We start from the raw sequence: 19,910 nt of genomic DNA on the forward strand, positions 1-19,910 counted from the left end.
CGATGTCCGGCACGGGAACGAAGACGACCGAGGGTCATCACTTCCCGTTCCAGCAGGCCGCCTCACACCGCCACACCTATCGTGGAGGGGAGGAAGGGGCGACTGCGCATCGTCGATGTGTACGCCCAGGGCTGCAACGTCAAGGAGCGCGTCATGTCGCGCAGCAGCAACGCCGCCGTCCTGGAGGCCTTCGGATCAGCGGTGAACACTGACCACCTCGGCGAGCTCGAGGAATACGTGGCGCCCGGCTCTGTGGACCACGACCCGGCCCCAGGACAGGTTCCGGGACCGGAGGGTTATGAGGAGATGTTCGCCACGATGAGGCGGGCCTTCCCCGATCTGCACATCGAGGTCGAGCACGTCATGGCCACCGACGACGAAATCGCGTTCGCCTACACCATCACGGGCACACATCTCGGTGAACTGATGGGGCACAGTCCGACGGGACAGACGGTGAGTTACCGAGGCATGCAGATCAGCCGGTTCGCCGACGGGAAGATGGTCGAGCGCTGGGGTAGCAGCGATGAGCTCGGCATGCTCCGTCAGCTCGGTCTCACCTGATCAAGTACCGGTCGACAGCTCCCGGGGTGGCGGGCGCATCGCGCCACGGAGGGGGTCCCTTCCGAGGAGGCCCCTGCCGTCGTGGCGGTGCGCTGGTCATAGGCGGCGCGTGCGGCGTGGACCTGCGCGGCGCGGTTGTGGGTCCAGGCGCGGAGGACGCGGGTTCCGCCTTCCACTCCGGCTACGGACACACCGCCGTGCGGGCCGAAGGAGTCAAGCGTGGCGCCGAGAAGTCGGGACAGCGGAACGACGCCGCCGACGCCATCATCAAATCGCCGCCGGTTTCACCAACTCCGCCTCCAAGAGCGGCGACAAGCTGTACACCCTCAATTTCATGGCCGCTCTCGCCCACCGCGGCTGGGTCATCGCACAGGACTCTTGGCATCCATCTACCAGGGCCACCCGGCCTGGCCGTGGTTCGGTCCCGCTTTCACCCTTCCAGTAGTGGGTAATCGGTGTAGCCGGCGGCATCCGGACCGCAGAAGAGGTCCTTCTTCGGTTCGGCGAGCGGCGCGTGGGAGGCGATCCGGGCCGGCAGATCCGGATTGGCGATGAACGGCTGCCCGTAGGCGACCAGATCCGCCAGGCCGTCGCTCAGAATCGCGTTCCCTCGGTGCTGGTCGAACCCGACGTTCGCCATGATGGTGCCTCGATAGACCTTCCGAAAGTGCCGGAACATGCCATCGTCGGCCAGTTCCTCCAACGGTCCTCCGGTGGGGTCGACCATCATCCCCATGAGCAGGAGATGGGACAGTCCATAGTCGTTGAGCCGTTCGAGCACGTACTCGCTGTCGGCCAGCGCCTCGTGCCCGGAGACGAATTCTCCTGTCTCGGACCAGGCGGGTCCGGCTTTCACACCGACACGCCGCAGGTCGACGAACTCACCGACGGCCTCGATGATCTCGAAGAGGAAGCGGGCGCGGTTCTCGATCGAGCCGCCGTAGTGGTCCGTGCGCAGATTGGTGCGGGGGTTCAGGAACTGACTGATCAGGTAGTTGAAGCCTGCCTGCAGCTGCACCCCGTCGAATCCCGCCGCCATGGCGTTGCGAGCCGCCGTCGCATAGTCGGCGATCGTCTGCCGGAGGTCGTACGCCGACATTGCCCGGGGCTCCACGGTGGGCTTGCGGCCAGCCGATGTCGGGGACAGTAGCCCCGGGTTGACGGCCGAAGGCGCAAGAGGCGGACGGCCGTCGAAGAAGTCGGGGTGCGAAGCGGACCCGGTGTGCCACAGCTGAGCGAAGATGACACCACCTGCGAGGTGGACCGCATCTGTCACCTGCTTCCAGTGGGCGACCTGCTCATCGGTGAACAACCCCGGAACGTCATGCCATCCGACCGCGTCACGGCTGATCCACACGCCCTCGGAGATGATCAGGCCGGCTGATGCCCGCTGAGCGTAGTACTCGACGTGGAGATCAGTGGGCAGGAGATCGCGATTACGTGCACGACTCCGCGTCAACGGGGCCATGACCACGCGGTTCGTCAGAGAGACGTCGCGCATCTGGTACGGCAGAAGCAAGGACTGTGTCGAGCTCATATGTGACTCCTGATGTGAGAGCGGGGCCAGGAAGATCCCGGGAGGCGATGGGCGGCATCTCGTGCGGCGCCATACCGACTCCTTAAGGCACGGAATTGTGCTTTAGCTCGATCGTAGCACTCGTCCACACTAAAGCCAATATCTGTGCTACAAGGGGACCCCCGCCGTCGGCAGTCGGGCCCGTCGCGCGGGGCCGAGGGATCCCGTGGGGCACATAGCCCGTGCGAATGTGTGCGCAGGGGTGACCGCCACAGGGCCAGAAGGGGAACATGCGCTTCGACGCCGCGGAATCCGAGGCCGAGCTGGGCTTCGCCGCACTGCACCAGTTGCTCAGCCCGCACCTGACCCAGCTCCCCAAGCTGCCCGATCGGCAGCGCGAGGCGCTCTGGCACTACGTCTCGCTGCACCGACGTTTTGACGGCATCGTCGTACCCGGGACCCGGGCTCGCGAGTCCAGCTCTCTCGCGATCGACGTCGAAGACGCATACTTCACCTGACAGGCAGGGCTCGTCCGGGCGGTCCCGGCGCTGCCACAAACCAGTCCGCTGAGTCGCAGAGCCCTCGGCATCAAAGAACTCCGGGCCCTTCCAAGAACTCCGGCCCTTCAAGGCTCCGTGAGGCGCGAACCGAGCACCCAGCTCGCCGGCCGTTGGAGGAGATGTGACCAACCTGCTCTCAGCAGTTCTCAAGGCTCATGGCGGCACGGAGCGATGGAATCGGCTCGCAACCGTGACTGCCACCATCGTCAGTGACGGAGAGCTCTTTGCGGCCAAGGGCCTGCCCCAGGACCTCCAGCCGCGCCGGATGACTGTCGACATGCACAAGGAACACGCTTCAGTGCGCCCCTTCGGGGCTCCCGAACAGCGCTCAGATTTCACACCCGACCGCATCGCGATCGAACGCGCCGACGGCACCGTCGTAGCCGAACGCTTCCATCCACGAGCGTCGTTCCGTGGACACACCCTGGAAACGCCCTGGGATCCGCTGGACCGCGCCTACTTCAACGGCTACGCCCTATGGACGTACCTCACCACGCCGTTCTTCGCGACCATGAACGGCATGGGCGTAGAGGAGGCGGAACCGTGGAACGAGTCGCCGACTGAGCGATGGCGTCATCTGCGGGTCACCTTCCCGGACGACATCGCAAGCCACAGCACCGTGCAGGACTTCTACTTCGGGGACGACTGTCTGCTCAGGCGCCACGACTACCACGTTGACATCGCCGGCGGCTTCGCGGCCGCGCAGTACGTCTACGACATCGATGAAGCAGACGGAATCAAGTTCCCGACCAGGCGTCGCGCGTACCTCCGCCGGTCCGACGGGCGTCCCGACCGCGATCACCTCATGGTCAGTATCGACCTGCGCGACGTCCACTACTCCTGACAGCACCAGCCAAGCGGAGCCCTGGTTCCTCGCCGAGGAGCGCATCCGAGTGACGGCAAGCCCTGCTCGCCGGAGGGCCGGCTGTCAGACCTGGTCGGCGCCGGCCCGCTTGCGCGCACGATAGTTGCGCAGGTTGGCCGCGTTGCCGCAGACGTGGACGTCGTGCCAGACGCCGCTGTTGTTGCGGGAGCGGTCGTAGAAGGCAACCAGGCAACGCGTGTTTCGGCACGACTTCAGGCGGCGCAGGGTGTCGGTGCACTGCGCCTGGTAGACCTCGATGAGGGCGAGTGACGCCACCTGCCGCCATCCCGTGCCGCGGGGCTCGGCATGGATGGCCCCGTGTTCATCGAGCCGCAGTGCGGTGGGCAAGGTCATCAGTGAAGCCGCCGGGCCGGGCTCCGTCGCCGAGTCACCGAGCTGGGCGTGGAGGCTCTGACCCAGGTCATGACGGAAGTCGCGCAGGCCCTGCACGTCCTCGGCTGTCAGTTCGATGCCGGGTGCGGGCCGGCGGGACACGCCACTCCAGCTCTTCAACGCCTGGTCGAGCCAAGCACGGGCGCCCTCAGCGGTCTGCAGAAGGTCGGGCTCCCGGGGCTTGCCGGCGGACAGTGTGTTGAGCAGATCCTGCACGAAGGCCAGCCCGCCCGTGGCGGGCTCCAGGCCGTATCGGGCTGTCGCAGTCCAGGACATTCGCGGATCTCTTTCGGTGACGGCAGCTACAGCAACATGTCCATAGCCTATTTACTTATTACGTCTGAAAGTGTAACTCTCCGAATGACGAGTGTCGGCTTCCCGAAGTTCCGCGCAGGGCCCGACGGGTTCGCCCACGCAGGCTGTGCCGCTCAGCCCTTGGCGGACCTCGCCGAGCCCCACAGTGCGCCCTGGTTGACTCGGCCAGGATGCAGTTCCAGCATGCCGCGATACAGGTCGAGAGTGGTCGCGGTCCGCTCCGCGACCGCCTCGAAGTCGTGGATGTAGCGCCGGGTCTCGGCGATTGCCCTCGGGTCGTCCGGACGATCGGGGTTCTTGTGTCCCGCGACCACCGCTTCCGGCTCCAATGCCGCGATGATGTCGAGCGCGTCCAGCCAGGCTCGGCGGCCCTCGGCGGGCGATTCCGCGAGGTAGAGGTGAACATCGTTGTAGACGGCGTCTCCGGCCACGACCAGGCCGATCGACGGCACGTGCAGACAGGTGGTGTCATCGGTGTCCGTGTGCCCGAGTCCCACGACTACGAGATCGTGGCCCTCCAGCTCCAGCCGATCGCCGGCCAGCGGCTCCGCGGCCACGATCCTGTCCGGGATCTGGCCGGGGAAGCGCTTGTCCCAGAACGACGCGACGAACTCCGGCGCCATCTGCTTCTTCATCTGCTCCACCACCGCCGGCGTCGCCACCGCGCGCGCTCCCGGGAAGCGTTCAAGAAGGGTGCCCAGCCCGAACCAGTGGTCACCATGCCCGTGGGTCACGAAGACCGTGGTGAGGTTCATGCCGCTCGCCGCCACCCAATCGGCCAGCCGGTCGGCCTGCTCCGCGGTCATCAACGCGTCGACCAGCACCGCATCCCGCTCGCCCTTGATCAGTGTGGCCGTGATGGGCGACCACATGCGCCGGGGGATGTCGGGCGGCAGGTCCGCGATCTCGGTGGGGATCGACGGCGCCACGTGGACACTCCAGCTCAGTTGCGCTCCGGGCATGATCGCTTCCTTGGGACTCAGAGGCAGCTACGAGAGAGCTGTAACCGATCAGCCATGTCGATACCCGCGAATACTGCCTGGCTTGTCGTACTTCTCCAGCCGAAACTAACTCGCCTAAACGACAGAGTCAATGCGTGTATGATTATGTCGCATAGTCGTCATTGTGTAGGCATTGAATTTCGCTGTGCAAGCGGTCCGCCGCGGCAGGTACGTGGCCAGACGACCGCGCGGGCCGCACGTTGCCCCTCAGGGAGGAGTCATCATGACCGCATCCGCGCCCAGCTCTCTGGAGTACGAGACCTTCGTTTCGGACGGCACACCCCGGGCCGGCGAGGAACGTCTGCCGAACGGTGACCGGCTCGTTTCCTCACCCCTGACCTCGACGCTGATCTTCGGGGAAGAGGACGCCGTCCTGGTCGATCCGCCTTTCACCCGTGAACAGACCGAACAGGTCGGTGACTGGGTCGAGCGGTCCGGCAGGCGCCTGACCCACATCTACTCCACCCACGGGCACGGCGATCACTGGTTCGGTACCGCGGAACTCGTGAAGCGATTCCCCGGCGTCACTGTCTACGCGACCCGCGGCACCATCGAGGTCATGCACCAGCAGGCCACCGACGGGCGCGAACAGATGTGGGACAAGCGCTTCCCCGGCCTCATCCCCGACAGCCCGGTTCTGGCCCAGCCCATTCCCGCCGACGGCTTCCAGCTGGAGCGCAACCTCATCCAGGCCGTCGAGGTCGGGCACACGGACACCGACGAGACGTCCGTCCTGCACGTACCGTCCATCGGCCTCATAGTGGCCGGCGATGTCGCCTACAACGGGGTGCACCAGTACATCCTCGAAGGCGGCAATGGCGGCCTGCAGAAATGGCTTGCGGCCATCGATCGCGTCGCCGCGCTCGAGCCGCGCACGGTTGTGGCCGGCCACAAGAACAAAGATCTACCGGACGATCCCGCCATTCTCGACAGAACCCGGCAGTACCTGCTGGACGCCATCCGGCTGCTCGACGAAAGCCCGACTGCCCGCGAGTTCTTCGACCGGATGACAGGGCTCTACCCGGATCTGCTCAACCCAGGTCCGGTGTGGTACGGAGCGGTCGGGCTACTGGGAAAGTGACCAGGAAGAGCCGTCGTGGCGACAGTGCAGAGGCTGACACGAACGGTGCCGGCAGGACAACGCCGGTCACCTGAGTAACTTCACGCTACGCAATCCGGGTGGTCCACCAGGCCAGGAAGTCGAAGGTCGACAACAGACACCGCAGCTTCGTCGCCGCGGCAGGCCACGCGGCGGGCTGCGGACCTCGAGACGTGGAAGGCGGCGTTCGAATTTCCCCGCCCCGCTCTGCAGGAGCCCGATTGCCTTTTCCCGGAGGAATTTCAGATGACCACGCGTACCGACGTCATCGACCACGCCGCCCGGCGGCTTGTCGTGGGGCTCGCCACTCCCTACGCCGCGGCCCGCGAGCACTACGAAACCCTCGTCCCCGAGGCCGATCTCGGCCGCTTCTCCGACATGACCTCCTGGCAGGCCACGCTCGAACTGGCCGAGATCAACGCTCCGCACAGCTTCATGCGCCAGTCGGCGCAGCACGCTGTCGCGCGACACCCCCGGACAGCCGCAGGCATGGCACCAGTCATCAGGGTCGACCGCTCGACAGAACAACACCGCGTGGCCGGGATGCAGCTGTTGGCCGACCACTTCCAAGCCGAGGTCATCTAGCCAGCAGAACGTCGTCAGGTCAGCAGGGCAGAAGGTAGCGTCACGCACGACCCTAGGGCGCGACCGCGGTCCTCGGGGATCGGTGATCGTCCGGTGGCGTTTGGCCGATCAGGCGCGGTCGTGGAGAGTGACCTGGTAGCCGTCGGGGTCGGCGAAGGTGAATGTCCGGCCGAAGGGGCCGTCGATCGGTGCGGAGACGATGGTGTGACCGTCGGCAACGAGAGCATCGTGAATGGCCTGGACGTCTGTGGCGTGGAGCCAGATCGCGGCACCGATGCCGGGCTGAGCAACGGATGCGAGATCGGTGCCGGGAACGACGTCGCGGAGTGCGAACGCGATCGGCTTCGTCTCGAAGACGACGGCGTGCGGAGGTCCGGCCTGCGAGCGGACGAGGCCGAGGTACTGCTCGTAGAACGCCTGCGAAGCGTCGAGGTCGCGCGCTTGAAGTGAGATGAAGTCGGGGCCGGTGGCGGGCATGATGATGCTCCTTCGTTTCGTGTCAGCTTTCTGACACAGGCAACCTATGTCAGAATGCTGACATGAATCAAGACGGTGTCGACCTGGAGACGTCACTGGGCTACCTGCTGAAAGAGGCGTCGAGCGTCCTCCGCACAGCCATGGAGGAGGTGCTGCGGCCGCTCGGGATGAGCGTGACGCACTACTCCTGCCTCGAGCTGCTGGCCCAACGACCGGGCTTGTCGAACTCCGAGCTCGCGCGGGGCGCGTTCGTGACACGGCAGTCGATGAACGTGTTGCTCCAGGCACTGGAACGAGACGGCTACGTGACCAGGCCTGCGGAGGCACCCGTCGGGAAGGTTCTTCCCACGCGGCTCACGCCTCGCGGCCGACGGAGCCTCGAGAAAGCGACCGTAGCGGTCCGGTCCGTCGAGGTCAGAATGCTGGCCGGCATGACGGAGACCGAGCAGTCAGGCGCGTTCCGGATCCTGCAGAGCATGATCCATTCCCTGCGCGATGGCAACGACGGTGCATAGCTCGTTCCCCGGCGCACGTCTCGTCGCGCCCGGACAGGAGTGCAGCCGAGCGTGAAAATCCGTGCCGTCGATCTCGAAAACCGACAGACCCCGACTGCACCCTCTTCTGCGATGAGCCTGATAACTTCGCTGGCCAGGGGTCTGGAGAAGCAATGCCATATTCCCCGGCCTCGTCCCGGGCCATGAGGACGCGATCGAGAACCGCCTTTTGGGTGGCCTCAGTTGGCGACGTTCTCAACCCAGCGTGAGCCATCGGATACCCAGGCGGCTGACGTCCGATGCTTCCTCCCTGGTGATCGGCTCACGCCCCGTCGCCTTGCGCAGAAAGCGAAGCTGACCCCAGCCCAGCTTCTCCCGTGTCGCTGCCCCATCCGGGCCGAGCAGAAGACCCTGCACCAAATCTGCGGCCTCGGCAGTCAGCCACGGCTCGCACCCCAGGGCGTCGGCCAGGTCCAGGCCGTGCACGGCGACCTCAACCACGCGCGTCAGCAGGAACTCCGACAGGAGCATCGGATCGCCGTGCCGGGTGCGGACCACACACCCTTCAGGCTCGGCCCGGCACAGTCGGTCCACCTCTTGCCAAGTGGTATTGAAGTCGTCGGCAAGTGCGGCACCACTGAGTTGTTCGGCCGCATGATCTTGGGCCAGAGCGATCCGAGCCGCGTTGGTGCCCGGAGCGAAACGGTCGTCGGGCCGGTAGTACTCCACTGCCGAGACCTCGGCACAGGTCGGCGGCGCCGGCTCGGCCAGCATGCCCGGCAGCCAGGCAATCACCACCCGAACATGAGCCAGCAAGTCGCTCACCTTCCACGGTGCACACCGAGTCGGCAGACCTCACTCGGCCGCCGAAACCCCAGTCATCGCCTGCGCGAGCTGCCCCGCCTCAAGCCGAAACGCTTCAACTACCCGCCCCCGATCCATGCCGATCAAGCTGCCCAACCAGAACCGGCGCGGAAGTAGACCTCAAACGCGCTCCGCGTCCTCGGTACGGTCGAGGTCGCGTCTGCGCAGATCGGATGAACTTCGCTGGTCAGAGGGCTGGGTACGTCGCTTTCCGGCCGTAGCGGCGCGCGTTCGGCCCACACCAGGAAGGTCACGTCCCGGCCGGCCCGCGCGAGCCTGGCCCCGAAGTATCCGCCCTTCGCGCCTGCACCCACCACCAGGACCCTCAACGGCCAACCCCGCTCGGGGCGTCGCCACAGCGGACGCTGCCGCGCTACCGCCAGAGGCAACTGCGACACAGCTACGTTCTTGCGCTTTCCCATTGTGGCAGTCAGGTACCATAATGTCCGACTTGCGCGACATAGCCAAAAGGCATACGCTTGTTTCCAACGGGAGCTCGAGGTGCAGCGCCCCCTCCCTCCGGCGCCACCCATGAGCCGCTCTCTCGGCAGTGGTCGTACGGCGTGCAGCGCTGTCCCCCTGCCGTGCTCCCACCGATGGAGGTCTGACGATGATCATTGACGCTGCGGAACTCGACGCCACCCACGCGTACAAACTGCTGATCGGAAGCATCATTCCGCGCGCCGTGGCCTGGGTCAGCACGGTGTCGACCGAGGGCGTGGCCAATCTCGCGCCCATCTCCTTCTTCACCGCCGTCGGCAGGAAGCCGCCCATGGTCTCGATCACCCTGCAGCCGCAGGCGGACGGCGTCACACTGAAGGACACCTTCATCAACATCCGTGACACCGGCGAGTTCGTCACCAACCTGGTGACGCTGCCGCAGGCGGACGCCATGCACGGTTCGGCGTACGGGTTCGAGCCGGACGTGGACGAGTTCGAGGCGCTCGACCTGGGCAAGGAGCCGTCCGAGGTCGTGCGCGCACCCCGGGTCAAGGACGCGCCGATCTCCTTCGAGTGCGTCGTCGACCGGATCATCCCGGTCGGGGACGACATGGTCGACCACGTGGTGTGGGGCCGGGTGGTGCGCTTCCACGTCCGGGACGACCTCTACCTGGAGCGGGGCCGGATCGACACCGCCGCCCTCCCGGCCGTGGGACGCCTGGCCGCCGAGTACACGCTGGTCGAGAACGTCTTCACCACCCCCGTGGACAAGGAACTGCTCGAAGCCCGGCACGACCGGCGGATGCAGCGTCTGGACGGACGGCCCGCCGACTGGTCCCCGATCAACACCAAGGAATGGTCCGCCTCGGGCGAGGTCAGGGTCGCTCCCGGAAAGTGAGCGCGGCAATGAGGACAGAGCGGGTCGGAACGAGCGATGTGCGGTTCCGGCGGCAGGGCGAGGGAGACTTCGCTGTGGTGTTCGTCCACGGCTTCCTGGACGACCAGTACGTCTGGGACGACCTGATCGGCGAACTCACCACCCCCGGCATCGAATGCGTCACCCTCGACCTGGCCGGGAGCGGGGACCGCACGCAGGCGAGCGGGCCGTTCACCTACGACCGGTTCGCCGCCGAGGTGGGCGCCGTGGCCGACGCCCTCGGCAAGCCCTTCGTGATCGTCGGGCAGAGCCTGGGATCGGGGGTGGCCGAGCTGGTGGCCGCACAGCGCCCCGACCGGGCTCTCGGTCTGGTCCTGGTGACCCCGGTCCCGCTGGCCAGCACCCGGCAGCCCGACGAGGTGATGGACACCTTCCGTTCCCTGGGCGGTGACGGCGACGCACAGCGCGCGGTCAGGACGCAACTGTCGGCCGCGCTGGCGGAGGCGGACCTCGACCGGCTGGTGGTGAGCGGCACGCGGATGCGTCCCGAGACCGTCCGGGAAGCCGCCGACTGCTGGAACAACGGGCACCCGGCGGGCGAGCAGCCCAGCCGGCACTCGGGGCCCGTGCTCATCGTGCGCGGCGAGGACGACGGCTTCGTCACCGACGAGTCGGTCGCCCGGGGGGTCGCGCCGCGGTTCGCCGCGCCCGAGACCGTGGTGGTCGGCCAGGCCGGACACTGGGCCCACCTGGAGCAGCCGACCCTCGTCGCGGGCCACCTCGATCACTTCCTGGTCCGCGCGCTGCCCGCCGTGCGGGCGTCTGCCTGGACCAACGCCTTCGAGGAGAAGTCGGCCAACGCGTTCAGCGACGCGTTCGCCGCCGACGTGACGCTGGAGGCGAGCGCCCTCACCCGCACGGTCGAGGGCCGCGACCACGTCAAGAAAGTGATGGCAGCGGCGAGCACGATCTACGACTCGCTCGTCTTCACCCAGGAGACCGTCAGCGGTGAGCGCAGCTACCTGGAGTGGCAGGCCACCGCGTTCGGCGGCACGCAGATCAACGGTGTGACGATCCTGACGAAGAACGCGGACGGGCAGATCGTCCGGGCCGCCATCCACCACCGGCCGCTCGGTGCCGTCCACCGGTTCTCCGCGGAACTGGGCCGCAGGCTGAACGGCGTGCTCGACGCCGAGTACTTCCACCGGGGCTGAGCCCCCGTTTCCACCATTCCGGCCAGGGCCCGGCCCCGGTCGAACCGAGGAGGTTGTTCCATGGTCCAGCGCGAGGATGTCGCATTCGACGCCGACGGCGGGGTCACGCTGCGCGGCTGGCTCTTCCTGCCGGACGGTCCCGGCCCCCACGCGGCGATCACCATGGCCCACGGCTACGCCGGGGTCAGGGACCACGGCCTGGAGCCCTTCGCGCGGGCCTTCGCCGAGGCCGGCTTCGTCGTCCTGCTGCACGACCATCGCAACTTCGGCGCCAGCGACGGCCTTCCCCGGCAGGACATCGACCCTTGGCGGCAGATCGCCGACTGGCGCCGCGCCATCTCCTACCTGGAGAGCCGCCCCGAGGTCGACGCCGACCGGATCGGCCTGTGGGGCACCAGCTACGCCGGCGGCCACGCGATCGTGCTGGGCGCCACCGACCGCCGGCTGCGCGCCGTGGTCTCCCAGGTGCCGACCATCAGCGGCTTCGAGCAGGGGCGGCGGCGCATCGCGCCGGAAGCGGTCACGAAGCTGGAGGCGGCGTTCGACGAGGACGAGCGCGCCCAGGCCCGCGGCGAGGCTCCCCGTACCCAGGCCGTCGTCGGCGACGACCCGGCCGTGCCAGCCTCCTACCGCACGCAGGAAGCCATCGACTTCTACCTCCAGCCGGTACCGGAGGGTGTGTGGACCAATGAGGTCACGGTCCGCTCCAACCGGCTGGCCCGCATGTACGAGCCCGGGACCTGGGTCACCCGGATCTCCCCCACGCCGCTGCTCATGGTGGTCGCCGCGAACGACACCGTGACCCTCACCGACACGGGGCTCGCGGCCTTCGAGCAGGCCCTGGAGCCCAAGCGGCTGCAGTTGATCCCCGGCGGCCACTTCGACCCGTACGCCACCGAGTTCGACCAGGCGAGCACCGGCGCCCTCGACTGGTTCCGCCGGCACCTCTCCTGACGAGCGCCCCCGACAGAGTGCAAGGACGAACCATGCCCCATCTGACCTACTCCATCGACGACGGCCTCGCCTCGCTGGTCCTGACCAACCCGCCGCAGAACCGCATCGACCCGCAGATGGCCACCGACCTCGCCGAAGCGCTGGAGGCGATCGGCCACAGCGACGCCCGCGCGGTCCTGGTGCGCGCCGAGGGCCCGGACTTCAGCTTCGGCGGCGACATCGTCGACTGGCCGGATACGGACGTACGCGAACTGCGAACCCTCTTCGAGCGCTACATGCAGGTCTTCAACCAGCTCGAGCGGCTCCCGCTGCCGGTGATCGCCGCCGTCCACGGGCTGTGCTTCGGCGGCGGTCTGGAACTAGCGCTCCGCGCCGACGTGATCTTCGCCGGCGAGACGGCCCGCTTCGGCCACCCCGAACAGACTCTGGGCATCGTCACCCTGCTCGGCGGGATCTACCGGGTCGCCGAGCGCGCGGGCCGGGCACGCGCCGCGGAGTGGGCGCTCACCTCGGAGCAGGTGCCCGCCAGGGTCATGGCCGACGCCGGTGTCGTCAACCGTGTCGTCGCCGACGACACCCTGCTGGCCGAGGCCACCGCCTTCGCTCGCAAGACAGCCAAGGGACCCACTCGCGCCTACGCCGCACACAAGGCCCTGCTGCGCGCCTGGGCCGTCGGAGGCGTCTCCGCCGCGGACGAGGCGATGTTCGACATCGCCATGCCACTGTTCGAAACCGACGACGTCAACAAGGGTCTCGCCTCAGCCGTCAAGGCCTTCAAGGCAAAGCAGCCCCGGCCCGCCGTCGACTTTCAGGGCCGCTGACCGGCCCGGGCCCACCCTCACCACCACAGAAGATCGCAGGACCCCACCCCCAGGCACCGCGCCCCTCTGCCGCCGACAGCCCCGGCACCGAGGTCCGGCAGGGCGGCCGCGCCACGGCGTGTGCCGGGCCGGCCGCAAGGCCCCCGACACCACGGCAGCACGGCAGCACGGCACCGGTACGACAGTGCACGGCGCCGACACGTCGCCCCGGGCGCCTGCCCGTCCCGGCCGGCCGGCCGCGAGCCACCACCAGTCATGGAGAAACCCGGAGTGCATCCCCAGCCCCACCCCCCGCATCACAGGCGCCGCCAGCCCATCCGTATCTGGCTGCAGCCGTTCGTGATCGGCCTGGTCATCGTCTCGGCGTTCGTCAGTTGCTACGTCGGACTCATGCGCGACCCCCAGCCACACCGGATCCCGGTGGCGGTCACGGGACCGCAGCTGGCGAACAAGGTCCAGCAGGCCTTGGGCGACTCGATCGACGTCCGGCGCGCCGACTCCAGCACCGAGGCACTCGATGCGCTGCGCCACCGCGACATCGTGGCCGCGCTCGGCACCGGCCCCCACAGCAAGGACCTGAAACTCGACGTCGCAAGCGCGAACGGCCTGTCCACGACCACCGCGGTCACCAAACTCGTCACCGCCTACGCACACGGCGCCGACCAGCACCTCAGCGTCTCCGACATCGTGCCGCTCGACCGGTATGACGCCCGCGGCCTGGCCGGGTTCTACGTCTCCTTCGGGGTGACCCTCTCCGGCTTCGCCCTCGCCCAGAACGTCGTGGGACTCAGCAGCCTGCTCCATCTGCGGCACCGTTTCACCCTGATGGCCGTGTTCGCCGCAGCGTCGGGCCTTGTCGCGGCCGCCATCGCCGGCCCCATCCTCGGCGCCGTCCCCGCACCGTATCTCCCCCTCGCTTTCGTCCTGGCCCTGCTGGCCGCCGCCGCAGCGTTCACCACGAAAATGCTGGCCACCTACGTCGGCCCCCTCGGTATCCCCCTCGCCACCCTGCTGCTGCTGACCGTCGGCAACTCCACCAGCGGCGCGACCATCGGCACCGACCTGATGCCCAGCGGAGCCCGGACCGTGTCGGCACTGCTGCCCCCCGGCGCCGCCGTCCGCGCCATCGCCGACCTCAGCTATTTCCAGAGCTCCCACGTCCTCGCCCCGCTCGCGACGCTCATCTTGTGGGCCGCGGGTTCCGCAGTCCTGCTGGCCTTCCGCACCACCAAACAACGCCCGGCGGCCCCCGCAACGCCCCAGCCCCAGACCGCTCCGACCCCGCACCGGTCCGGAGAAGACCGCCCCACACCACACCGGGCCACCACCGACCACACACCCACAACCCACTGGGCCGACACCGACGAACGACACTCCGCACCAGGCGACGGCACCACACGGCACCCGGCGTTCACCATGCCGCCGAAAGAGCCCGACACGATGCTGAAAGCTTCGTCCGATTGCGTCTGACCGATGTGACAACAACGAGGAGAACGCCACGGCACCATCAGCACGCCCACCCGCCCCGGTCAGGTGCGGACATCTGCCGAGGGGCCCATCTCTCTGCACGCGTCGACGTTGGGCACAAGTCGCTGACGCCGCGAGGCAAGGACGTCGGCCGCTGGGCAGTCCGAGGCCGGCGCGGAGAGGCGGGCATCCCGCGTCGCCGCCTCGAAGCGGATCGCGCTGGCGCTCCACGACCAGTTCGACGTCGCCGCGACGTACGGCATCGGCGAGCCGGCTTACGCCGTGGAGCACGTGGTACGGCCCGGCAAGGTAGGCGCCGCCCTCGTCAGCCCTTGGTAACTGCCACGACCCGGACGGACCTACGGATGACGTCAGTGCGGCTGACTGCCGCTCACGCTCCGGCCGCGATGGTCCGTAGCGTGCGAACCTGGAATGCGTCGAAACGTCTGACCCCTGTGCCGTCACAACACGCTCTTCCTACCGGATCGGTCTTCTCCGGACGCCCGTTCGCCTCCTTCCCCCGCGGGCGGCTGGACACGACCGCGTGGCAAAAATGGGAGGATTCCGCATGCGAATCGCGATTCTGGACGACTATCAAGGCGTTGCGCTGGGCCTGGCCGACTGGGATTCGCTCCACGCCGAGGTGCATGTCTTCACTGAAGCCTTCGAAAACGAGGAGGCGGTTGTGACGGCACTCGCCGAGTATGAGGTAGTCGTGGCGATGCGAGAGCGGACCCCCTTTCCGCCCTCAACCCTGAATGGATTGCCACGTCTGAAGTTGCTCGTCACCACCGGGCCGGTCAACGCGGCAATCGATCTGGATGCCGCACACCGTTCGGGTATCACCGTGTGCGGTACGGGGTATTTCTCGTACCCGACGGTCGAACTCACCTGGGGGCTCATTCTTTCCGCAGCACGTTTGATCCCACAGCAGGTGGCCTCCGTTCGCCGAGGTGGATGGCAAGAGGGGTTGGGGTCGAGCCTCAGGGGAGCCACTCTGGGAGTTCTGGGCCTCGGACGATTGGGGACTGCGGTAGCGGAGATTGGACGCGCTTTCGGCATGCAGACCATTGCCTGGAGCAAGAACCTGACACCCGTGGACGCGCAGGCGAAAGGAACGACATACGTGTCGCGAGACGAATTGTTCACGCGCTCCGACGTATTGAGTATTCACGTAGTACTCAGTGAGCGCACTCGAGGCCTCGTCGGTGAGCGCGAACTGGGCCTCATGAAGTCGACGGCGATTTTGGTGAACACCTCGCGCGGGCCTGTGGTGGACGAGGCGGCGCTGCTCAGGGCGTTGGCCGAGAAGAGGATCGGTTCAGCGGCGCTGGATGTCTTCGATCGCGAACCCCTACCTGCCGATCACCCTCTGCGTTCACTCAACAACGCTGTGGTGACACCTCATATCGGCTACGTAAGTCGGGATCTGTACGAGGTCTTCTATCGGGACGCGGTCGAGGACATCGCCGCATGGAATGCCGGGACGCCTGTTCGCACGCTGAATTGACGGTGCACATGGCTGCAGCCGGAGTGTTGAAGCACTACCGGCGGTCCCGGTCGGCACCGATGACGTCCTGGGCCAGCCGCCCCGCAACGGTCATGGCAGTTCCGGGAGCTGCGCTGTTCCTGCGGGCATGAGGTTGCCGGATCCGAACTGGAGCTGACCCTCGGCCCCTGCGCGCAGCAGGCGCCGGAACCACGTGCCCCACATGATGCGGTGCCGTTTCTGATGCGAAACCCTGGGTTGAGTCCCCGGTTGCTCGTCAGACGGCGAGCGGCGCCGGTGTTCGGGCTGTGTTGGTCGCGCGACTGCTTCCTAGGAAGGGGCGCCACGGGCTCGCAGAGTTCCAGATACGGGGCCCGCGGTTCTTTCGGCACGGCGGAAACTTACGAAAACGAGGTGTCCGGCCATGGAGGTCAGAGGATCGGTCGCGCTGGTGACCGGCGCGAACAGGGGTATCGGGCTGGCGTTCACCCGTGCTCTGCTCGCCGAGGGCGCAGCCAAGGTGTATGCGGGTGTCCGCGACCCCGAGAGCGTCCGGGAGCCGGGGGTCGAGACACTGCGTCTCGATGTCACCGACGAGGACCAGATCGCGGCTGCGGCGGTGGCGGCGTCCGACGCGACCATCGTGATCAACAACGCCGGCATCCAGGCCGGGCCGAGCCTGCTGGAGGGATCTCTGGCGGGCGCGCGGCGCGAGCTGGAGGTGAACTACCTGGGCACCTGGGCGGTCTCGCGGGCCTTCGCTCCGGTGCTCGCGGCCAACGGCGGCGGAGCTCTGGTGAACATGCTGTCGGTGGCGTCGTGGCGGGTGAACAAGCGGTGGCCCAGTTATGCGGCGTCGAAGGCTGCCGAGTGGTCGCTGACCAATGCATTGCGCGTTGGTCTGCGACGGCAGGGGACGCTGGTCGTCGGGGTGCATGTGGGCCTTGTGGACACCGACGCCACCGTGGGTCTCGACGTGCCGAAGGTGCCGGCTGCGGAGGTGGCGTCGCAGACCATGGACGCGATCAGCCGCGACGTGCCCGAGGTATTGGTCGACGAGGTCTCCCGCCGGGTGCGCGCGGCGTTGTCCGGCCCTGTGGAGCTCCTGGATCCAGCGCCCTGAACAGCGACGGGGGGATTACCCCAGGCCATCCGACACCAATGGAGAGCTGGAATGGACACCGACTTCGATGTCGTCGTCCTCGGTGCGGGCCCCGGCGGATATGTGGCTGCCATCCGCGCCGCGCAGCTGGGGCTTCGTACGGCCATCGTGGAGGGCCGTTTCTGGGGCGGGGTGTGCCTGAACATCGGCTGCATTCCGGCCAAGGCGCTGCTGCGCAACGCCGAGGTCGCACAGTTGATCCTGCACGACGCGGCGAAGTTCGGCGTAAAGGTCAGCGGGGACGTGAGCCTAGATTATCACAGCGCTTACGAGCGGAGCCGGGTGGTGGCCGACGGCCGCGCGAAGGGCGTCGGCTATCTCATGCGCAAGAACAAGATCGCCCAGTTCGAGGGCAAGGGCACCTTCATCGACCCGCACACGATGCAAGTGCGCCTGCGCGACGGCGAGGCGACGCTCTCCTTCCGCTCTTGCGTCATCGCCACCGGCGCGACCGTGAAGCTGCTTCCCGGCACGACATTGGGCAAGCGCGTCGTGACGTTCGAAGAGCAGATCCTTTCCGACAGCCTTCCCTCCAGCCTGATCATCGCCGGAGCAGGCGCCATCGGCGTCGAGTTCGCCTATCTGCTGCGGTCCTACGGTGTCGAGGTGACGCTGGTCGAATTCCTCGGCCGGATCGCACCGCTGGAGGACGAGGAGGTGTCGGCTGAGCTCACCAAGCGGTTCAAGCGACAGGGAATCCGCGTCTTGACCTCCACCCGCGTCGAGTCCATCGAAGAGGCCGCGGACAGTGTCCGTGTAGTGGTCCGGCAGGGCGACGAACAAGAGGTCCTGGAGGCCGAGAGGGTCCTGCAAGCCACGGGTTTCCAGCCGCGTACGGCCGGCTATGGGCTGGCCTCCGCGGGGGTACGGCTGACCGACCGCGGTGCGATCGACGTGGACGGCCATTGCCACACCAGCCGGCCGCACATCTACGCCATCGGCGATGTCACCGCGAAGTTGATGCTCGCCCACGCCGCCGAGGCGATGGGTGTCATCGCCGCGGAGAGCATCGCCGGTGTGGAGACGATGGAACTCGACTACCGGATGGTTCCCCGCGCGACCTTCTGCCAGCCCCAGATCGCCAGCTTCGGTTGGACGGAGAGCGAGGCCCGTGACCAGGGCTTCGACGTCCGGGTGGCGAAGTTCCCATTCACGGCCAACGCCAAGGCACACGGGTTCGGCGACACGGTCGGTTTCGTGAAACTCGTGAGTGACGCGCGCTACGGCGAACTGCTCGGCGCCCATCTGATCGGCCCGGACGTGACCGAGCTGCTCCCGGAGCTGACCCTCGCTCAGAAATGGGACCTGACGGTGACCGAGCTCATCAGGAACGTCCACGCACATCCGACTCTGAGTGAGGCGGTCCAGGACGCCCTCCACGGCCTCGCCGGCCACATGATCAACCTGTGAACTTACGGTACTAGCCTGCCTTCAGCGTTGAGTTTGCCTCTGTCGTGACGTTTCCCAGTGATCCTGGTCGCTCGAAACTTGCGGTTCACGCTCTGGGCTCGTCAGCGAGGACTTCGGTCCGGGCGTCGGCAATCGCCTGCATGCCGCCGACCAGACGACCGGCGACCATACCGATGCCGACCGCCGGCGCTTCGCCACGCGGCTCAGCCCGGCGAGCAGTGAAGGGCGATCCTCACCCGCTTCCCGGGACGACTTCGCATCCGCCTTCACCGACGACGTCGAACTCACGCTGTCGACCATCGACAGTGCCTTCGTGGGGCTGAAGGCGGTTCAGGTGACTGTGAGCCTCGCGGACGGCGGCGCGCCCGGCTTCCAGTGCGGTTTCGAGGAGGTCGCCCTGCCGAGCCAGGCGGCCGACCGGCGGTGTGCCCGGGGCGGGGCGGATCGAGACGATCGTCGGGTGGTGGGCGAGGGAGGCGTCGTCTTCGGCCAGGCGCGCCTCGCGGTCGAGGAACACCCTGCGCAAGGCCTCAGGCTCACGGCGCAGCAAAGTCCTGGCGATGACCGGGGCGGAGCGCGAGGGGCGCGCCGCGTCGATCGCACGCCGGGATCGCAGCACCATGACATGGGTCGCACCCTGGGCCAGCGCGGTTCGGTAGGGCACGGATTCGGAGATGCCCGCGTCGTAGAACCGGCGCCCGCGCAGCATCACGGGGTCGCCCGCCAGGAGCGGCAGGGCGGCGCTGGCCCGCAGAGCCAGGCGCAACTCCGCGGCGTCGCCGATGAAGGGCCGCAGGTCGGTGGACTCCCCGGTGGCGGCGTCGGTGGCCAGCGGGTGGTACTCGATATCGCTGGCCAGGATCGAGGCGAAGTCCATCGGCGCGAAGTCCTGGTCGCCGTAGCGGTAAAGCACCTCGTAGAAGGCGTACAGGTCTACGAGTGGCCGCCCGCGCAGAGGGTTCGAGTGCCGGATCGCCGTTCTGGCGTAGCGGGGGTGCGCCCAGAAGCGCAGCGACTGCGGGCTGCTGCTCAGCAGCCACGCTCCGGACGCGGCGCCAGCGGAGGCGCCGTAGACGGCGTCGAAGCCATTGGCCAGGCCGAGTTCGTGCAGCGCCAGGGCCATCCCGCCGGCGATGATGCCGCGCATCCCGCCACCCTCGATGGCCAGTGCGACGCGGTACCCCTCGGCGCGTGCGCCGGGCCGACTGTCGGCCTGTGCGCGCTCGGTGAGCACGCGCCAGACCGGGTGCGGCCCCTCGGGCTCTGTCTCCGCAGCAGGTGTGGCGGTCGTCGTCATCGTTGTCACGGCTCCAGGGGACTGCTCGGGGGCGGGATCTGCCCACAG

20 protein-coding genes and 1 pseudogene are annotated in these 19,910 nt (G+C 67.6%); 13 read left to right on the forward strand and 8 right to left on the reverse strand.

Annotated features, from left to right (window positions below; translation table 11 throughout):
- The first annotated feature begins 81 nt into the window (after positions 1–81).
- A complete protein-coding gene (locus tag ACZ7M3_RS37825; RefSeq protein ID WP_472069563.1) occupies positions 82–561 on the forward strand; it encodes an ester cyclase in 480 nt (159 codons plus the stop codon).
- 430 nt (positions 562–991) lie between these two features.
- Here ACZ7M3_RS37825 and ACZ7M3_RS37830 read toward each other — a convergent pair whose 3' ends face one another.
- Entirely contained in the window at positions 992–2,098 is a 1,107-nt protein-coding gene (locus tag ACZ7M3_RS37830) for an alkene reductase (protein WP_472069565.1), read from the reverse strand.
- A 269-nt stretch (positions 2,099–2,367) separates the two neighbouring features.
- On the opposite strand from ACZ7M3_RS37830, the gene ACZ7M3_RS37835 reads away from it, so the two are divergent.
- Together ACZ7M3_RS37835 and ACZ7M3_RS37840 are read left to right on the forward strand one after the other, a co-directional pair.
- Positions 2,368–2,595 (forward strand): hypothetical protein, encoded by a 228-nt coding sequence (locus ACZ7M3_RS37835; RefSeq protein ID WP_472069567.1) that lies wholly within the window; start codon positions 2,368–2,370, stop codon positions 2,593–2,595.
- Positions 2,596–2,827: 232 nt separating this feature from the next.
- Positions 2,828–3,481, forward strand: a complete 654-nt coding sequence (locus ACZ7M3_RS37840; RefSeq protein WP_472069569.1) for a hypothetical protein — start codon at positions 2,828–2,830, stop codon at positions 3,479–3,481.
- An 84-nt stretch (positions 3,482–3,565) separates the two neighbouring features.
- On the opposite strand, the gene ACZ7M3_RS37845 is transcribed toward ACZ7M3_RS37840, so the two are convergent.
- Both ACZ7M3_RS37845 and ACZ7M3_RS37850 read right to left on the reverse strand, forming a co-directional pair.
- A complete protein-coding gene (locus ACZ7M3_RS37845) occupies positions 3,566–4,171 on the reverse strand; it encodes a CGNR zinc finger domain-containing protein (RefSeq protein WP_472069571.1) in 606 nt (201 codons plus the stop codon).
- 152 nt (positions 4,172–4,323) lie between these two features.
- A complete protein-coding gene (locus ACZ7M3_RS37850; RefSeq protein ID WP_472069573.1) occupies positions 4,324–5,172 on the reverse strand; it encodes an MBL fold metallo-hydrolase in 849 nt (282 codons plus the stop codon).
- Between the two features lie 262 nt (positions 5,173–5,434).
- On the opposite strand from ACZ7M3_RS37850, the gene ACZ7M3_RS37855 reads away from it, so the two are divergent.
- Positions 5,435–6,292 carry an MBL fold metallo-hydrolase gene (locus tag ACZ7M3_RS37855; RefSeq protein WP_472069575.1) on the forward strand — a complete coding sequence of 286 codons (858 nt, stop codon included), beginning with the start codon at positions 5,435–5,437 and terminating at the stop codon, positions 6,290–6,292.
- Between the two features lie 450 nt (positions 6,293–6,742).
- Here the strand turns inward: ACZ7M3_RS37855 and ACZ7M3_RS37860 are convergent.
- Together ACZ7M3_RS37860 and ACZ7M3_RS37865 are read right to left on the reverse strand one after the other, a co-directional pair.
- Positions 6,743–6,943, reverse strand: a pseudogene (locus ACZ7M3_RS37860) (ISL3 family transposase); the annotation flags it as partial.
- Positions 6,944–7,003: 60 nt separating this feature from the next.
- Positions 7,004–7,372 carry a VOC family protein gene (locus ACZ7M3_RS37865; RefSeq protein WP_020549970.1) on the reverse strand — a complete coding sequence of 123 codons (369 nt, stop codon included), beginning with the start codon at positions 7,370–7,372 and terminating at the stop codon, positions 7,004–7,006.
- 62 nt (positions 7,373–7,434) lie between these two features.
- On the opposite strand from ACZ7M3_RS37865, the gene ACZ7M3_RS37870 reads away from it, so the two are divergent.
- Positions 7,435–7,887 carry a MarR family winged helix-turn-helix transcriptional regulator gene (locus ACZ7M3_RS37870; RefSeq protein ID WP_472069578.1) on the forward strand — a complete coding sequence of 151 codons (453 nt, stop codon included), beginning with the start codon at positions 7,435–7,437 and terminating at the stop codon, positions 7,885–7,887.
- A 234-nt stretch (positions 7,888–8,121) separates the two neighbouring features.
- Here ACZ7M3_RS37870 and ACZ7M3_RS37875 read toward each other — a convergent pair whose 3' ends face one another.
- Together ACZ7M3_RS37875 and ACZ7M3_RS37880 are read right to left on the reverse strand one after the other, a co-directional pair.
- Entirely contained in the window at positions 8,122–8,718 is a 597-nt protein-coding gene (locus ACZ7M3_RS37875) for a maleylpyruvate isomerase N-terminal domain-containing protein (RefSeq protein ID WP_472069920.1), read from the reverse strand.
- Between the two features lie 95 nt (positions 8,719–8,813).
- Entirely contained in the window at positions 8,814–9,263 is a 450-nt protein-coding gene (locus ACZ7M3_RS37880) for a 2-dehydropantoate 2-reductase N-terminal domain-containing protein (RefSeq protein WP_472069580.1), read from the reverse strand.
- Between the two features lie 77 nt (positions 9,264–9,340).
- Here ACZ7M3_RS37880 and ACZ7M3_RS37885 point away from each other — a divergent pair, with 77 nt between their 5' ends.
- The 8 genes from ACZ7M3_RS37885 to lpdA all read left to right on the forward strand — a co-directional run bounded on the left by ACZ7M3_RS37885 (position 9,341) and on the right by lpdA (position 18,565).
- Complete coding sequence (locus tag ACZ7M3_RS37885; protein WP_472069582.1) at positions 9,341–10,069, forward strand: flavin reductase family protein; 729 nt, start codon at positions 9,341–9,343, stop codon at positions 10,067–10,069.
- Positions 10,070–10,077: 8 nt separating this feature from the next.
- Complete coding sequence (locus ACZ7M3_RS37890; protein ID WP_472069584.1) at positions 10,078–11,262, forward strand: alpha/beta fold hydrolase; 1,185 nt, start codon at positions 10,078–10,080, stop codon at positions 11,260–11,262.
- A 60-nt stretch (positions 11,263–11,322) separates the two neighbouring features.
- Entirely contained in the window at positions 11,323–12,216 is an 894-nt protein-coding gene (locus ACZ7M3_RS37895; protein ID WP_472069586.1) for an alpha/beta hydrolase, read from the forward strand.
- Positions 12,217–12,248: 32 nt separating this feature from the next.
- Complete coding sequence (locus ACZ7M3_RS37900; protein WP_472069588.1) at positions 12,249–13,037, forward strand: enoyl-CoA hydratase/isomerase family protein; 789 nt, start codon at positions 12,249–12,251, stop codon at positions 13,035–13,037.
- 270 nt (positions 13,038–13,307) lie between these two features.
- Entirely contained in the window at positions 13,308–14,507 is a 1,200-nt protein-coding gene (locus tag ACZ7M3_RS37905) for a hypothetical protein (protein WP_472069590.1), read from the forward strand.
- 565 nt (positions 14,508–15,072) lie between these two features.
- Positions 15,073–16,014 (forward strand): D-2-hydroxyacid dehydrogenase family protein, encoded by a 942-nt coding sequence (locus ACZ7M3_RS37910; RefSeq protein WP_472069592.1) that lies wholly within the window; start codon positions 15,073–15,075, stop codon positions 16,012–16,014.
- A 403-nt stretch (positions 16,015–16,417) separates the two neighbouring features.
- Positions 16,418–17,116 (forward strand): SDR family oxidoreductase, encoded by a 699-nt coding sequence (locus ACZ7M3_RS37915; RefSeq protein ID WP_472069594.1) that lies wholly within the window; start codon positions 16,418–16,420, stop codon positions 17,114–17,116.
- A 51-nt stretch (positions 17,117–17,167) separates the two neighbouring features.
- Positions 17,168–18,565: a dihydrolipoyl dehydrogenase gene (gene lpdA / locus ACZ7M3_RS37920; RefSeq protein ID WP_472069596.1), complete on the forward strand. Its 1,398-nt coding sequence runs from the start codon at positions 17,168–17,170 to the stop codon at positions 18,563–18,565.
- A 232-nt stretch (positions 18,566–18,797) separates the two neighbouring features.
- On the opposite strand, the gene ACZ7M3_RS37925 is transcribed toward lpdA, so the two are convergent.
- Entirely contained in the window at positions 18,798–19,862 is a 1,065-nt protein-coding gene (locus ACZ7M3_RS37925) for a patatin-like phospholipase family protein (RefSeq protein ID WP_472069922.1), read from the reverse strand.
- Positions 19,863–19,910 lie beyond the last annotated feature (48 nt).

The organism is Streptomyces sp. NPDC111656 (assembly GCF_055656965.1).

Excerpts from the sequence above, each read along its gene's own strand:
- ACZ7M3_RS37915 (WP_472069594.1), top strand. The coding sequence starts at position 16,418 with ATGGAGGTCAGAGGATCGGTCGCGCTGGTGACCGGCGCGAACAGGGGT.
- ACZ7M3_RS37900 (WP_472069588.1), top strand. The coding sequence starts at position 12,249 with ATGCCCCATCTGACCTACTCCATCGACGACGGCCTCGCCTCGCTGGTC.
- ACZ7M3_RS37910 (WP_472069592.1), top strand. The coding sequence starts at position 15,073 with ATGCGAATCGCGATTCTGGACGACTATCAAGGCGTTGCGCTGGGCCTG.
- ACZ7M3_RS37870 (WP_472069578.1), top strand. The coding sequence starts at position 7,435 with ATGAATCAAGACGGTGTCGACCTGGAGACGTCACTGGGCTACCTGCTG.
- ACZ7M3_RS37845 (WP_472069571.1), bottom strand. The coding sequence starts at position 4,171 with ATGTCCTGGACTGCGACAGCCCGATACGGCCTGGAGCCCGCCACGGGC.
- ACZ7M3_RS37835 (WP_472069567.1), top strand. The coding sequence starts at position 2,368 with ATGCGCTTCGACGCCGCGGAATCCGAGGCCGAGCTGGGCTTCGCCGCA.
- ACZ7M3_RS37830 (WP_472069565.1), bottom strand. The coding sequence starts at position 2,098 with ATGAGCTCGACACAGTCCTTGCTTCTGCCGTACCAGATGCGCGACGTC.
- ACZ7M3_RS37925 (WP_472069922.1), bottom strand. The coding sequence starts at position 19,862 with ATGACGACGACCGCCACACCTGCTGCGGAGACAGAGCCCGAGGGGCCG.
- ACZ7M3_RS37865 (WP_020549970.1), bottom strand. The coding sequence starts at position 7,372 with ATGCCCGCCACCGGCCCCGACTTCATCTCACTTCAAGCGCGCGACCTC.
- ACZ7M3_RS37880 (WP_472069580.1), bottom strand. The coding sequence starts at position 9,263 with ATGGGTGGCGCCGGAGGGAGGGGGCGCTGCACCTCGAGCTCCCGTTGG.
- ACZ7M3_RS37895 (WP_472069586.1), top strand. The coding sequence starts at position 11,323 with ATGGTCCAGCGCGAGGATGTCGCATTCGACGCCGACGGCGGGGTCACG.
- ACZ7M3_RS37890 (WP_472069584.1), top strand. The coding sequence starts at position 10,078 with ATGAGGACAGAGCGGGTCGGAACGAGCGATGTGCGGTTCCGGCGGCAG.
- ACZ7M3_RS37855 (WP_472069575.1), top strand. The coding sequence starts at position 5,435 with ATGACCGCATCCGCGCCCAGCTCTCTGGAGTACGAGACCTTCGTTTCG.
- lpdA (WP_472069596.1), top strand. The coding sequence starts at position 17,168 with ATGGACACCGACTTCGATGTCGTCGTCCTCGGTGCGGGCCCCGGCGGA.
- ACZ7M3_RS37885 (WP_472069582.1), top strand. The coding sequence starts at position 9,341 with ATGATCATTGACGCTGCGGAACTCGACGCCACCCACGCGTACAAACTG.
- ACZ7M3_RS37850 (WP_472069573.1), bottom strand. The coding sequence starts at position 5,172 with ATGCCCGGAGCGCAACTGAGCTGGAGTGTCCACGTGGCGCCGTCGATC.